The sequence below is a fragment of the Ureibacillus sp. FSL K6-0165 genome, from assembly GCF_038004285.1.
In the GTDB taxonomy this organism is placed as follows: domain Bacteria; phylum Bacillota; class Bacilli; order Bacillales_A; family Planococcaceae; genus Ureibacillus; species Ureibacillus thermosphaericus.
Map to the genome: position 1 here is coordinate 2,713,259 of NZ_JBBOQS010000001.1, position 13,348 is coordinate 2,726,606.

Annotated in this window: 12 protein-coding genes and 1 pseudogene; all 13 read right to left on the bottom strand. The window is 36.3% G+C overall.

What is annotated here, in order from left to right:
• Positions 1-8 precede the first annotated feature (8 nt).
• Positions 9-1,976, bottom strand: a complete 1,968-nt coding sequence (pknB, locus tag NST00_RS13430; RefSeq protein WP_016837462.1) for a Stk1 family PASTA domain-containing Ser/Thr kinase — start codon at positions 1,974-1,976, stop codon at positions 9-11.
• A 3-nt stretch (positions 1,977-1,979) separates the two neighbouring features.
• A complete protein-coding gene (locus NST00_RS13435) occupies positions 1,980-2,726 on the bottom strand; it encodes a Stp1/IreP family PP2C-type Ser/Thr phosphatase (protein ID WP_168411964.1) in 747 nt (248 codons plus the stop codon).
• Between the two features lie 5 nt (positions 2,727-2,731).
• Entirely contained in the window at positions 2,732-3,868 is a 1,137-nt protein-coding gene (gene rlmN, locus NST00_RS13440; RefSeq protein WP_168411963.1) for a 23S rRNA (adenine(2503)-C(2))-methyltransferase RlmN, read from the bottom strand.
• An 18-nt stretch (positions 3,869-3,886) separates the two neighbouring features.
• The gene (gene rsmB / locus NST00_RS13445) at positions 3,887-5,245 is read right to left on the bottom strand and encodes a 16S rRNA (cytosine(967)-C(5))-methyltransferase RsmB (protein WP_168411962.1); all 1,359 of its coding nucleotides are present in this window, start codon (positions 5,243-5,245) and stop codon (positions 3,887-3,889) included.
• Positions 5,242-6,180, bottom strand: a complete 939-nt coding sequence (fmt, locus tag NST00_RS13450; RefSeq protein ID WP_340710115.1) for a methionyl-tRNA formyltransferase — start codon at positions 6,178-6,180, stop codon at positions 5,242-5,244. Before fmt ends, rsmB begins: the two co-directional genes overlap by 4 nt.
• Before the next feature lie 3 nt (positions 6,181-6,183).
• Complete coding sequence (gene def, locus NST00_RS13455) at positions 6,184-6,675, bottom strand: peptide deformylase (protein ID WP_096550619.1); 492 nt, start codon at positions 6,673-6,675, stop codon at positions 6,184-6,186.
• Between the two features lie 18 nt (positions 6,676-6,693).
• Positions 6,694-9,102 carry a primosomal protein N' gene (priA, locus tag NST00_RS13460; protein ID WP_340710196.1) on the bottom strand — a complete coding sequence of 803 codons (2,409 nt, stop codon included), beginning with the start codon at positions 9,100-9,102 and terminating at the stop codon, positions 6,694-6,696.
• A gap of 5 nt (positions 9,103-9,107) precedes the next feature.
• Positions 9,108-9,653: pseudogene (gene coaBC, locus NST00_RS13465) on the bottom strand (bifunctional phosphopantothenoylcysteine decarboxylase/phosphopantothenate--cysteine ligase CoaBC); the annotation flags it as partial.
• 81 nt (positions 9,654-9,734) lie between these two features.
• Positions 9,735-9,959 carry a DNA-directed RNA polymerase subunit omega gene (rpoZ, locus tag NST00_RS13470; protein ID WP_016837470.1) on the bottom strand — a complete coding sequence of 75 codons (225 nt, stop codon included), beginning with the start codon at positions 9,957-9,959 and terminating at the stop codon, positions 9,735-9,737.
• A 2-nt stretch (positions 9,960-9,961) separates the two neighbouring features.
• On the bottom strand, positions 9,962-10,579 hold the full coding sequence (gene gmk, locus NST00_RS13475) for a guanylate kinase (RefSeq protein ID WP_016837471.1): 618 nt from the start codon (positions 10,577-10,579) through the stop codon (positions 9,962-9,964).
• A gap of 37 nt (positions 10,580-10,616) precedes the next feature.
• On the bottom strand, positions 10,617-11,492 hold the full coding sequence (locus NST00_RS13480) for a YicC/YloC family endoribonuclease (protein WP_016837472.1): 876 nt from the start codon (positions 11,490-11,492) through the stop codon (positions 10,617-10,619).
• 98 nt (positions 11,493-11,590) lie between these two features.
• The gene (locus NST00_RS13485) at positions 11,591-12,511 is read right to left on the bottom strand and encodes an NAD(P)H-binding protein (protein WP_340710117.1); all 921 of its coding nucleotides are present in this window, start codon (positions 12,509-12,511) and stop codon (positions 11,591-11,593) included.
• Positions 12,512-12,598: 87 nt separating this feature from the next.
• A complete protein-coding gene (locus tag NST00_RS13490; RefSeq protein WP_340710119.1) occupies positions 12,599-13,165 on the bottom strand; it encodes a TetR/AcrR family transcriptional regulator in 567 nt (188 codons plus the stop codon).
• Between the last annotated feature and the right edge of the window lie 183 nt (positions 13,166-13,348).

Sequence of the window (13,348 nt, forward strand, 5' to 3'; positions counted from 1 at the left end):
ATTCCTCCTTAATCTCCTCTTTCAAATGGTATTGTATCTTTTTCAATAATTACCGAATCTTTTTCAATCATGTAGGATGCTGTTGAACCCTCTTGAATTACTAATTGGATTTGATAAGTCGTATCTTCAGTAATTTTAATTTCATCATACGGTTTATCCATCGTATTAGATTTGTCTTGAATGTAAATTCTAACTATTTGTTCTTCACCCATTAATGCATGATCATACGGTATCACAACTTCTTTTACATATAATTTTTCGCGTTTTTGTTTAGGTCCTTTTGAAATTACTACGTTCACCGATTCTCCAATTTCTAATTTTGTGTTCGGCTTAGGATCTTGTGATACGACGCTTCCAGCTGGAATGTCGTCTGAATACACTTCTTCGACAATTTTAATTTTAAATCCTGAAGTCTTTTCATATTCCCTCATAGCAGATTGATTAAAGCCTGTTAAATCACTGACAGTTCCAATTTGTTTCCCTTTACTAACTGTAAGCGTTACAATTGAATCTTCAGGTACAACTTCTTCTCCCGGTGCTGGATCTTGACCAATGATTGTCCCTTCCGGTTGATTTGAATATTCCTCGATGATTTTTACATCCTTAAATTCTTCACTAATGATGGAAAGAACTTGATTTAATTGTTTTCCTACATAATCGTTCATTTCAACTTTTTCGTTGCCAATTGAAATGATTAAATCAATTTCTGTTCCTTTTACTCTTGATAAACCAGCTTTTGGATCAGTTTCTATGACTAGCCCTTCTTCAATTTCATCGGAATTCTTTTCACGGATTTCACCGATGACAAATCCTGCCTTTTTTAGAATCTCAGTAGCTTCTTCCACTTCCATATTTGAAACGTCCGGTATCTCAACTTTATCCGGCATCATCAAGTTAACGAGTCCAATTAGTCCAATGATGAGAACAAGAGCAGCTGCCCCGATGATTGTCCAAAGTTTTTTTCTATTTTTCTTTAGTTTTGTAGGTTTCTTTTCCACTTCTTCATTTTTTGTTTTCTTTTTATGATCTGAAATGATCGGTTTTATTTCTTTCGTTTTTGCCAATTCATCGATTGGCATTACATCTTTTATAACTGGAATAGCTTTCGTTTCTTCATTATCAACAGGAGGGCGAAATTTCGGTTCATGTTGCCGAGAGGGAGATAATACCGTTTCTAAATCCGCTGCCATCTCTTCCACTGAAGCATATCTATGGTCAGGATTTTTTGCTGTCGCCTTTAAAATCACATTTTCTAAACTTTGTGGAATGGAAGCATCGAAGTTACGAACAGAAGGTGTTTCTGCTTGCAAATGTTTTAAAGCAATTGATACTGCGGATTCCCCAGAGAAGGGTACCTCTCCAGTTAGCAACTCATATAACACAATCCCTAGTGCATAAATGTCTGATTTTTTCGTTGCTATTCCGCCGCGTGCTTGTTCAGGAGACAAATAATGAACTGTCCCAATGACTGAATTCGTTTTTGTATAACTTGTTGCAGCAAGGGAAGTAGCAATCCCAAAATCTGTTATTTTCACATTACCTGCTTCATCCATTAAAATGTTTTGCGGTTTGATGTCCCGGTGTATAATTTGATTTTCATGGGCATGACTAATGGCGCTCGTTAGTTGTTTCATAATTTGAACGCTTCGAGCAGGAGAAAGCGGTGCATTTTCTTTTATGTACTGCTTTAGCGTTTTCCCTTTTACATACTCCATAACAATATAATGCATATCGCCATCTTCGCCGACATCATAAATACTGACGATATTCGGATGCATTAAACTTGTTGCAGATAAAGCTTCTCGGTGAAAGCGGCGCATACTTTCTTCTTCATTTGTTGAATCATAACGCAACACTTTAATGGCCACATCTCGATTTAATATAACGTCATGGGCTAGATAAACATAACTCATGCCCCCGCCGCCAATGAGTTCAAGAACTTTGTAGCGATCATTAATGCGTTTACCTTCAAGCATAAATTACACCTCCTCTTCAGTCATCATTAATAGAATGAGGGAAATATTGTCTTCTCCTCCGCTATCATTTGCTAATTGCACTAGTTTCCGACCTTTTTCAGCAATAGGCATCGGATAAGTAATGATGGCAGCCATTTCCTCCGTTGATATTTTATTGCTTAACCCGTCTGAACAGATAAGTAAATAAGAATATTCCTTCAGGGTTAGCTCGTAAAAATCCGGTTCAATGGTGGGTTCTGTGCCTAAAGCTTTCACAATAAAATTTTTTTGCGGATGATTTTGTGCTTCTTCCTCACTGATTTCTCCACTATCTACTAATATATTAACGTACGAATGATCACGAGTTATTAAGTCAACGCTAGTTGATGTAAAATGATATACTCGACTATCTCCAATATGACCAATTAAACAATGATTATGGTCAATCAACACGGCTATAAATGTCGTCCCCATTCCTTTACAGTTTTCATGTTCTAAGGAATGGTTGTAAATTTTTTCGTTGATGTTTGATATGGCTTCCTGCATCCACTTTCGCTTTTCTTCCACCGTTGCATTTTGAAATTCTGCCTGTAGAAAATAATTGGACATTTCTTGAATTGCCATTTCACTTGCAACATCACCCGCGTTATGACCACCCATTCCATCCGCTAATAAAGCAAGTTTTAATGAATCAGGGCGCTCTAAAAAAGCTGCCCTATCTTCATTAATAACTCTTTTTCTCCCTACATCACTTTCAACCGTAAACTTCACAATTGTCACCTCGTCTCGTGAACTCTCTCTTTCGCCCGTAATTGCCCACACGCTGCATCAATATCTGAGCCATGCTCTCTGCGAATTGTTACATTGACGCCATTCTTTTTTAATGCTTTTTCAAAGGCAAATATTTGATTTCTTGGAGTACGCACATAATCTCGCTCTGGTACGTAGTTTACGGGAATTAAATTGACATGGCTTTTAATTCCTTTTATCAGTTGGGCTAGTTCTTCTGCGTGCTCAATAGAATCGTTTACACCACCGAACAACCCATACTCAAATGTGACACGGCGTCCAGTTTTATTCGTATAATAGCGTATTGCTTCCATTAATTTATCTAACTTATACGCTCTAGCAATCGGCATTAAACGTTCACGCAGTTCTTGATTTGGTGCGTGAAGAGACAATGCGAAATTAATTTGCAATTGTTCATCCGCGAACTGGTAAATTTTAGGTATTATACCAGAGGTAGAAACAGTTATATGACGCGCTCCAATATTTAAGCCTTTTTCGTGATTGATGACTTTTAAAAACTTCATCATTGCATCATAATTATCGAATGGTTCACCGATTCCCATAATCACCACATGGGATACTCTTTCTCCGACTTCATCTAACGTTTGTTGCACTTTGACCACTTGCTCAACGATTTCTCCTGCAAGCAAATGTCTTTTTAATCCGCCTAAAGTTGACGCACAAAAAGTACAACCAATCCGACAACCCACTTGCGTTGTCACACAGACGGAGTTTCCATAGTCATGGCGCATTAATACCGTTTCAATGGAATAGTTGTCTTGTAATTGAAATAAAAATTTGATTGTTCCATCTTTTGATTCTTGTTTTACAATCGTTGAAAGGGTTGTAAATGCAAAGTTTTCTTTAAGTTTATCTCGCAATTGCTTCGATAAATTTGTCATTTCATCAAAAGTTTTAACCCGCTTATTATAAAGCCATTCATAAATTTGTGTAGCACGGAATGGCTTTTCTCCATTTTCATTCAACCATTGTTTTAATTCATCCAATGTTAATGAATAAATGGATTCTTTTAATTGTGGTTTTTCTTTTTTTACACGTTTCTGTGATGATTCTGCATGTTCAACTAATTCATTTATACGTTCATTAAAAATAGCGTTATCCATTAAATAGGATTCTCCTTTTTACTTAACTTTTTCAAAGGCAGCAACAAAGAAACCATCACTTCCAAAGTCTTGTGGAAAAACTTGCAGCATGCCTTCGTGCTGTGCTTCTAGTAATTGCTTTGGCAAATGGTTTATTGGTACAAGTTTCATCTCAGGGTGAGACGCTAAAAATGCTTCGACTGTTCCTTCATTTTCTTTTTTGCTGACTGTGCATGTGCTATACACAAGTCTTCCACCAGGTTTTAATAATTTTTCAGCATTATCTAACAGCTCCAATTGAATTTCATGTAAGCGGTCAAAATCCTCTTCTCTTTTTGTATATTTGATATCCGGTTTTCGACGCATTACACCTAATCCAGAGCATGGTGCATCAACAAGGATTGCATCGAATGATTCAGGCTGTAATAATTCCACTGCTTTCCTACCGTCAATTGGCGCTGTTTCAACGATATTAATTCCAAGCCTTGCACAGTTTTCTTCAATTAAATCTAATTTATGAGGATGAATGTCCGTTGCAAGAATGGAACCTTCATTTTTCATGATTTCTGCCATATGAGTCGTTTTTCCACCAGGAGCGGCACACATATCTAGTACCCGTTCGCCCGGCTTTGGATTTAAAACGATTGCTGGCATCATTGAACTCTCATCTTGAATCGTTATGATGCCTTGTCGAAAAGTTTCCGTTCTAGCAGCTTGTCCGTTTAATAGATTTAAACATTGTGGAATTACTTTACTTTGTTCTGCTTGAATATCTTCTTGAGCTAATAACTCTATTGCTTCACCTACTGTAGCTTTTAAAGTATTCACTCGGACAGTTTGCTTCGGAGGAATATTATTCTCTTTTAACATAGCAACCGTTTTTTCTAGTCCATATGAGTCAACAAACATTTCTACAATCCATCTAGGATGGCTTGTTTCTATAGCTATACGCTCAATCGGATCTTTTATTTTTTCTAGCGACGGAATGCCCATTCTGGTGATAGATCGCAAAATACCATTCACCATGGAAGCAATCCCTTTATGGCCTCTCCTTTTGGCAATTTCTACAGCTTCATGAACAATTGCATGCTCAGGAATTTTCGATAAATAGACCATTTGGTAAACCGAAAGTCTTAAAAGCCATCGAATCCATTGTTCTATTTTGCCACGAATATACGGTTCTAAATAATAATCCAAGGCATATTTATATTGAAGAGTTCCATAGGTTAATTCCGTCAGCAAGGCCCGATCTTTTGCTTCAATATGATATTTATTGATTGTTTGGTTTAATAATAGGTTGGAATATGCTTGGTTCTTGTCTACGGCAAGTAGTATGCTTAACGCCGCATCTCGCACATTACCATCCCAAATATGAATACTTTTCTTCTTCTTTCTCATTCAAATAAATCTCCAATCTGCAATTTTGAACCCACGCCACGTAAATAATCTTCCGCTGACATGCGTTTTTTACCTGCAGGTTGTAATTCGATTATTGCAAGGGTTCCTTCACCAGTAGCCACTTCAAAATAATCTTTTTCAATTTTCACCACTTCACCAGGACGAGCTGTAACTTGTGAGTCACCTACTTTTGCCCACCAAATTTTCACATTGTCACCTTTAAAGGTTGTATAGGCAATAGGCCATGGATGTAGGCCACGCACTTGGTTATAAATACTTCTCGCACTTTTTGTCCAATCTATTCGCTCTTGTTCCCTTGTAATATTATGTGCAAAAGTCGCTCTTGTTTCGTCCTGCGGAATGCGTTCATTTGTACCATTTAGGATGCTAGGAAGCGTGTCCTTTAATAAATCTCTTCCCAAAAGGCTCAGTTTTTCAAACATGATGCCCGTATGGTCCATTTCTTCAATAGGGATTTCTCTTTGGGAAATGATATCACCCGCATCTAATTTTTCTGCCATATACATAATGGTAACGCCTGTTTTCTCTTCTCCGTCAATAATGGCTTGATGAATCGGCGCACCACCGCGATATTTTGGCAATAGCGATGCATGCACATTAATGCATCCCCATTTTGGCGCTTCCAACAACTCTTTCGGCAAGATTTGACCATAAGCAGCCGTAACAATTAAATCGGGATTCATATGAATTAATTCGCTCATTTCTTCAGAACCTTTTAATTTCTCAGGTTGAAGAACTTTTAATCCTAAACGAAGGGCTTCTTCTTTTACTGGAGGAGGAGTTAGCACCCGTTTTCTTCCAACAGGACGGTCCGGTTGCGTGACGACTGCTGCAACTTCATATCCTTCTTCATGAAGCATGCGCAAAATAGGAACTGAAAATTCCGGAGTGCCCATAAACACGATTTTTGTCATATTTTATTCTTCCTCCTCCTCGAACATTTCCTCTAATTCTTCTTCAGTATAGACACGTGTAATTTTAGAATTGAATAAAATACCATCTAAATGGTCAATTTCATGTAAAATACAGCGAGCATCGTAATCCGTTGCTTCCAATTGATATACTTGACCGTTTCGATCATGGGCTTCAATTTTAACATAATTCGGTCTTTCCACTTCTCCATAAAGCCCAGGGAAACTTAAACAACCTTCGATGTCCACTGATGAACCGTCCGTTTCGATGACTGTAGGGTTAATCATTTCGATCAACGTTCGCTCTTCACCTAACTCAACAATAGCAATACGAAGGGGAACATTAACTTGAGGAGCAGCAATACCCATACCGTCATATTCAACCATCGTTTCGTACATATCATCTAATAAAGTGATAATCTCTTCATCAATTACTGTTACTTCTTTACATGGCTGTGTTAATACTTTTGCCGGATGCTTTACGATTTCTCTAATCATTAGGTAACCTCTTTCTATTTAAATCATGGAGGGGTCTAAATCAATTGTTAATACGACACCCTTTTTTATCCAATCCGTACGATATATTTTCATTAACTGTAAAAATGTTGGAATTAAATTCGGCTCTATTTTGTATTTTATCAAACATTGATAGCGATATCTATTTTGCAGACGAACGATGCCTGCTGTCGTCGGTCCAATAATAGAAGCATTAAAAGAAAGATGAGTACGAAGAAATTCTGCACATTTATTAGCATATTCTGCTGCTAACAATACGTCTTCATGTGCTACTTGGATGAGTGCTATAAAATAATATGGTGGATATGCCGCACCATGGCGAACCATCATTTCTCTTTCATAAAATGGTTCATATTGTTGGGTTTTCGCAAGTAAAATTGCATAATGTTCCGGTGTGTAGGATTGAATAATTACCTCACCATGCTTTTCCGCTCTACCCGCACGACCACTTACTTGAGTAAGCAGTTGGAATGTCCGCTCAGCTGCGCGAAAATCTGGCAAATGCAGCGAAGTATCGGCACTTAATACACCAACAAGGGTAATGTTTGGAAAGTCCAATCCTTTGGCAATCATTTGAGTTCCGAGCAGTATATCCGCTTTGCCAGCTCCAAAATTCTCTAATATCTCCTCATGTGCACCTTTCTGTTTTGTCGTATCCACATCCATTCTTAATACCCTTGCCTCTGGAAAGAGTTTCATCAATTCTTCTTCCACTTTTTGAGTACCTGTTCCAAAATAACGAATATGGTCGCTACTACATTCTGGACAAATTGTTGGTACAAACTGTTCATATCCACAATAATGGCATTTTAATTTTTCATTGTAGCGATGATATGTTAAGGAAATATCACAATTTTCACATTGCATCACCGTTCCGCAATCTCGGCATAAAACGAAGGAAGAATACCCTCTCCGATTTAAAAACAACACGATTTGCTCTTTCTTTTTTAACCGATTACGAATGGACTCAGTTAATTTTTCAGAAAACATGGAACGATTTCCCTTTTTTAATTCTTCCCTCATATCAACAATTTCAACAGTCGGTAGGGGTTGATTTAATGCCCGCCCTTTTAATGTCAATAATTTATACACGTTTTTTCTAGCACGAGCATAGGATTCAAGGCTTGGCGTAGCGCTTCCTAAAATCACTGGACAATGATGATATTTACTTCTCCAAATGGCAACATCCCTTGCATGATATCTCGGTGTATCTTCTTGTTTATAAGACGATTCATGCTCTTCATCGAGGATGATGAGTCCTACATTTTCAAAGGGAGCAAATACTGCGGATCGCGCACCAACAACAACCTTCACTTTTTGTTGATGAACTTTCCTCCATTCATCGTACTTTTCACCGATCGACAAACCGCTATGCATCACCGCAACAAGTTCACCAAATCTTGAACGGAAGCGATTTGTCATTTGCGGAGTGAGGGAAATTTCTGGAACAAGTACAATCGCATCTTTACCTTGCTGAATACAATGCTGAATTGCCTGCAAATAAACTTCCGTTTTACCGCTTCCGGTTACCCCATGTAATAAGAACGTTTCAGGGGAACGATTGTCCATCGCTTCTACAATTTTATGTAATGCTTGTTTTTGTTCCTCTGTTAAAGTTAAAAAATCTGTTTTTTTAACATCCTTCTTAAAAGGATTTCGATACACTTCTTCTAATATAAATTCAGCAGCACCTTGCTCAATGATTGCTTGTAACACTTGAGGGGAACAGTTTGTTTCCTTGTAAATAAAATCAGGTTCCAATATTTCCCCAACGTGTTGTTTCATCCATAAAAGCAGTTGTTTTTGTTTTTTGGCACGGTTGGATAACTTATCATATACTTCTTGAAGAAGTTGAAGATTATCTGAAACTTTTACTTTCCTAATTTCTTTTACTTGGCCTTTTTGTTTAACTACATTTTCAAGGGAAAGTAATTTCTTATTTAACGCTTTTTTTAAAGGGATGAGCAAATTGTTTTTCTCAAATTCTTTATAGTTCACTTTTGTCGACTTTTGGAAGTAATGTTTTAAAGGTTCATCTAAATTTTCTACATTAGTTTGAAGAACGACCATTTTTTCATACTTTGCCCTAAGTGCTGATGGCAACATTACTTGTAAGCAATCGATTTCATAACAAATCGTTTCTTGTTTCAACCATTTTGCCAATTGAAGCATTTCACTTGTCAATACCGGCTCAATATCGAGTAATGACGCGATTGGCTTAATTTTATCTAACGGAACATCCGTCTCATTCTTTATCCCAACAACAAATCCGAGAACATTCCGATTTCCAAAAGGCACTTTTACTCGACAACCACATTCAATAAGCTCTTCTACTTGTTCTGGAATGAAGTAATCAAAAGGGCGGTCGACTGGATATGCGGACACGTCAACAATGACTTCGGCAATCATCATTTTTTCTCTTCTCTTTCAAAATATTGAATCACCAACTCCGTTATTTTCTCCGGCTCTTCTAATCGTCCCTTACCAACATATCCACAAGCTAAATACCCTTCTGATGGTTCAATAAAGGAATAGCCGTCTCTTGCAAGCTGTGCGATATTGCGTTTTACAGCAGGATGGTCATACATATGCACGTTCATAGCTGGGGCAATCCATACTGGGCTCGTTGTAGCGAGCAGTGTTGTTGTCAACATATCATCAGCAATTCCATTGGCAAGTTTACCAATGATATTCGCTGTCGCAGGTGCAACAATCACTAAATCCGCCCAGTCAGCTAATTCAATATGAGCAATTGAACTTGGATCTTTTTCGTCGAACGTATCAATATACACATCATTTTTTGACATCACTTGGAAAGTAAGGGGTGTAACAAATTTCATCGCTGATTCGGTCATAATTACTTTTACTTGAAACCCTGCTTGAGTTAATTTACTTACTAATGCTACTGCTTTGTAAACCGCAATACCGCCAGACACTCCTAGTAAAATTTTTCGACTCATCAACTTTCACCCTTTCAAAGGATAAGCTCCCAAAGAATGTTTCTCCGGGAGCTACTCGTAGTTTTACATTAAATTTTACTTCTATTGTTCATCAGAATAAACTTTGTTAGCATCTTGGATTTCCATTTCTAATAAACCTGCAGCAACTTCTTCCAACGCTTTCCCAACTGGTTTATGTGATTTATACTCAGACAATTTAAAGTTTCCAAGTTCTTGTAATTGACGGGCACGTTTTGATGCTAAACTAACTAATGAATATTTGGAGTCTACTTTTTCTTTCAACACATCAATGGATGGATATAACATCATCATTCTCCTTTCAACATCGATAAATATCTTTTTTCAACACGTTCACGGCGGCAATGTTCAGCCATGATGATTGCATTTATTTTTTCACAAGCTTTTTGAATTTCATCATTTTCTACAACATAATCATATAAACTCATCATTTCAAGTTCTTCTTTTGCAGTTTCAATTCTCTTTTGAATAATTTCTTCCGTTTCTGTACCGCGACCTATTAATCGTCTTTCTAACTCCGACAAACTAGGAGGTGCTAAAAAGATGAAAAGAGCTTCCGGAACTTTTTCGCGAATTTGAGCCGCTCCTTGAACTTCGATTTCTAAAAAAACATCGCGGCCTGCATCCAATGTTTCATTTACATAATCGAGAGGGGTGCCATAATAGTTGCCTACAAATTCAGCATACTCTAATAGTTTTCCCTCCTCGATTAATTTTTCAAACTCTTCTCGAGTTTTAAAAAAATAATCGACTCCATCGACTTCTCCCTCACGAGGTTTTCGAGTTGTCATTGAAATGGAGTATTCATAATTTGTATTCGGTTGTTTAAAAAGCTCTTTTCTTACTGTTCCTTTCCCAACACCAGATGGGCCAGAAAGAACAATTAATAATCCGCGCTCTTTTTTCATCGATTTCATACTCTCCCTTATTACTACCTTTCCAAGCTTATTCAATATTTTGAACTTGTTCTCGCATTTTTTCTAAAATAGTTTTTGATTGAACAACCACTGGTGAAATGATTACAGACTGATTTTTCGACCCAATTGTATTAATTTCTCTGAGCATTTCTTGCATAAGGAAATCTAATTTTCTTCCTATGGAAAAAGGTTCTTCTAACGTCTCTTCTAACTGCTGGAAGTGACTTTCAAGTCGATCCAATTCTTCCGATATATCAATCCGATCAGCGAAAATAGCGACTTCAGCAAGTATTCTATCTTCTACTTCTTCCACATTTGCAATTTCTGCTAATCTTTCTGTCAATTTTTCTCGATGTTTTTTTACTGCATCTTGCGAATGTTCACGAATAAATTTTACTTGCGCTTTAAGCTCATCATTATATTCGAGCAACACTTGTTTTAATTCTTGTCCTTCTCGCTCTCGCATTTCTACTAATTTTTCCATCGCTTCTCGGACAGCAATTTCAACACTAGATGCAATCTCTTCTGGTGTTAACTCTTTTTTTTCATATAAAAGTGCACCTTCTAATGATAGCACTTCTTGCATAGAATATTGCTCATCTATTGGGATTACTTGGCGAAGTTCATCTTTTGCATTTTTATAGGCTTCAATAAGAGACCAATTAATTTTAAAATCTTTTACTTCTTCACCAGTAAGTTTTAAGTTTACTAAACAATCAAATTTCCCTCGTTTTACATATTGGGATATGATTTTTTTTGCAAGCAGTTCTGCCTCTAACCACTCTTTTGGAAATTTTGTATAAATTTCTAAAAAGCGATGATTCACTGATCGAATTTCTACTGTCAGTTGATAATCATTCGTAGTTGTGACACCTCTGCCAAAACCAGTCATACTACGCACCAAGGTAAGTCACACCTTTCATAAAGCTATGCTCCAATTATAACATATGATTAAAAAATTATAACGTATTTATCCATTATTAGAAGATTAACTTAGCTTTTTTATTTTATTTGAAAAATTTCTCTTAGTCCATCATAGTATGATGTTTTTGGTAGGGGACCGATTTCCCGCTCATATTTTTCACCGCTTAAAATAACAGGTTCATCAATTAAATAAAACATCTCCGAAAATTCACGCATAAATGGGTTGAATAATCCTACCATTTGAACCATTCTTTTCGTTACAATGGAGATTTTTTTATCATATCCCGTAAACTCTCGAATCATTTGAATGATTTCTTCCCCGGTAATCGGACCGTAAGAAGGAATATTCCACTCTTGCCCATAAGCCTTTTCATTCAATACTAAGTTTACAAAAGCCTTTGCTCCATCAGGCAAATAAATGTATTCCCTCGCCAACTTTGGATTCCCTATAAACATGGCCTTTTTATTGTTTATTACAGCATTGATTGTTGTATATAATAATGTATTAGCGGTATTCGGACCGTAAAAATCTGGGAAATGAGCAATAGTATATTTAATTCCAGAATTCTTGATCATGTTTTCTAATTGCAATCGGATTTTTCCTTTTTTTGTATGAGGATTTTTCGGCATATCCTCCGTCATTTTTTTGCCAACACTTCGACCATAAGCATATATATTATCAACATAAGCAAATTTTATGTTGTACTTTTTTACAGTTTGAATAACATTGTCCATTAATACAGGTAGTTTTTTCCACTCTTGATAAGGTATATTCACTGAATGAACGATTAAATCAACATCTTGTGCTGCATGAAGTAAATCTGTTTGATTAAATAAATCTCCTTGGACGATTTCCACTCGTTCCTCATTATTAAATAGTCTTTCTAATTTTTCCTTATTTCGTGCAAATGCTTTTACTTCAATTCCACGATTACAAAATTCTTTTACAAGTGCCGCTCCCATATTACCTGAAGCACCAAGAACTAATACTTTTTTCATAAAAAAACTCCTCCCTTTTTGTTAACCAGTGGTCAATTAAATGTTCAATACATTTTATTGACCGCTGGTTAAATAAATATAAAAAAATTAACACACACCTTTAAGTAAAAATTTTACGTGATGAATTGCTGCACTCTCTATATCTTCATAACTTACAACATGGGATAAATAGTGACTAACAAAACCATGCAAAGAAATAAAAATTGACCATATATCCTTTAATTGCAATTTTTTATTTGATAATGTGTATAAAGCATTGGCAAACTTCTCATATACCTTCATCGGTTGTTCATTGATGAAATTGCGTACCTCATCATCTTTTAGCATAAACATTATTTCATAATGGCTCTGATGGTTTAAACCAAACTTGATATACCCAAGCATACATTGCTCAAGTTTTTCTAAATTTTCAATGTCCTTCTGTAATACATTGTTTAATTCCTGTTCTAATAGAACAAAATATTCCTTCACCAATGCAAAAAATAATTCTGCTTTACTTTGAAAATGATAATACAAAGCACCGTGGGAACAGCCAAGTTCTTTCGCAATTTGACGCATCGAAACTTGCTGATAGCCATTTTTTACGAATAAATCTCTTGCAACATCCATAATCATTTTTGGCGTAAGGACAGGTTTAGACGCATCTCTTGCCATAATAAATCCTCCAGTCATTCTAGTTGCATTAAATTAATTGACCACTGTTCAATAATAAGATAATTCAAAGGTTTTAAAATGTCAAATGCTTCTTCTCATTAAACTTTAAATATTTTATGAATTGCATTAGAATCAATGCAGAGATATAAAAACATGATAAAATAATATATCAGTGATTTTTCA

What these genes read in the sequence shown, in the direction of transcription:
- rpoZ (WP_016837470.1), bottom strand. Translation starts at nt 9,959, where the DNA reads ATGTTATATCCATCCATTGATGTGTTGAAAGAAAAAGTAGACTCCAAA.
- pknB (WP_016837462.1), bottom strand. Translation starts at nt 1,976, where the DNA reads ATGCTTGAAGGTAAACGCATTAATGATCGCTACAAAGTTCTTGAACTC.
- NST00_RS13485 (WP_340710117.1), bottom strand. Translation starts at nt 12,511, where the DNA reads ATGAAAAAAGTATTAGTTCTTGGTGCTTCAGGTAATATGGGAGCGGCA.
- NST00_RS13490 (WP_340710119.1), bottom strand. Translation starts at nt 13,165, where the DNA reads ATGGCAAGAGATGCGTCTAAACCTGTCCTTACGCCAAAAATGATTATG.
- fmt (WP_340710115.1), bottom strand. Translation starts at nt 6,180, where the DNA reads ATGACAAAAATCGTGTTTATGGGCACTCCGGAATTTTCAGTTCCTATT.
- rsmB (WP_168411962.1), bottom strand. Translation starts at nt 5,245, where the DNA reads ATGAGAAAGAAGAAGAAAAGTATTCATATTTGGGATGGTAATGTGCGA.
- gmk (WP_016837471.1), bottom strand. Translation starts at nt 10,579, where the DNA reads ATGAAAAAAGAGCGCGGATTATTAATTGTTCTTTCTGGCCCATCTGGT.
- rlmN (WP_168411963.1), bottom strand. Translation starts at nt 3,868, where the DNA reads ATGGATAACGCTATTTTTAATGAACGTATAAATGAATTAGTTGAACAT.
- def (WP_096550619.1), bottom strand. Translation starts at nt 6,675, where the DNA reads ATGATTAGAGAAATCGTAAAGCATCCGGCAAAAGTATTAACACAGCCA.
- priA (WP_340710196.1), bottom strand. Translation starts at nt 9,102, where the DNA reads ATGATTGCCGAAGTCATTGTTGACGTGTCCGCATATCCAGTCGACCGC.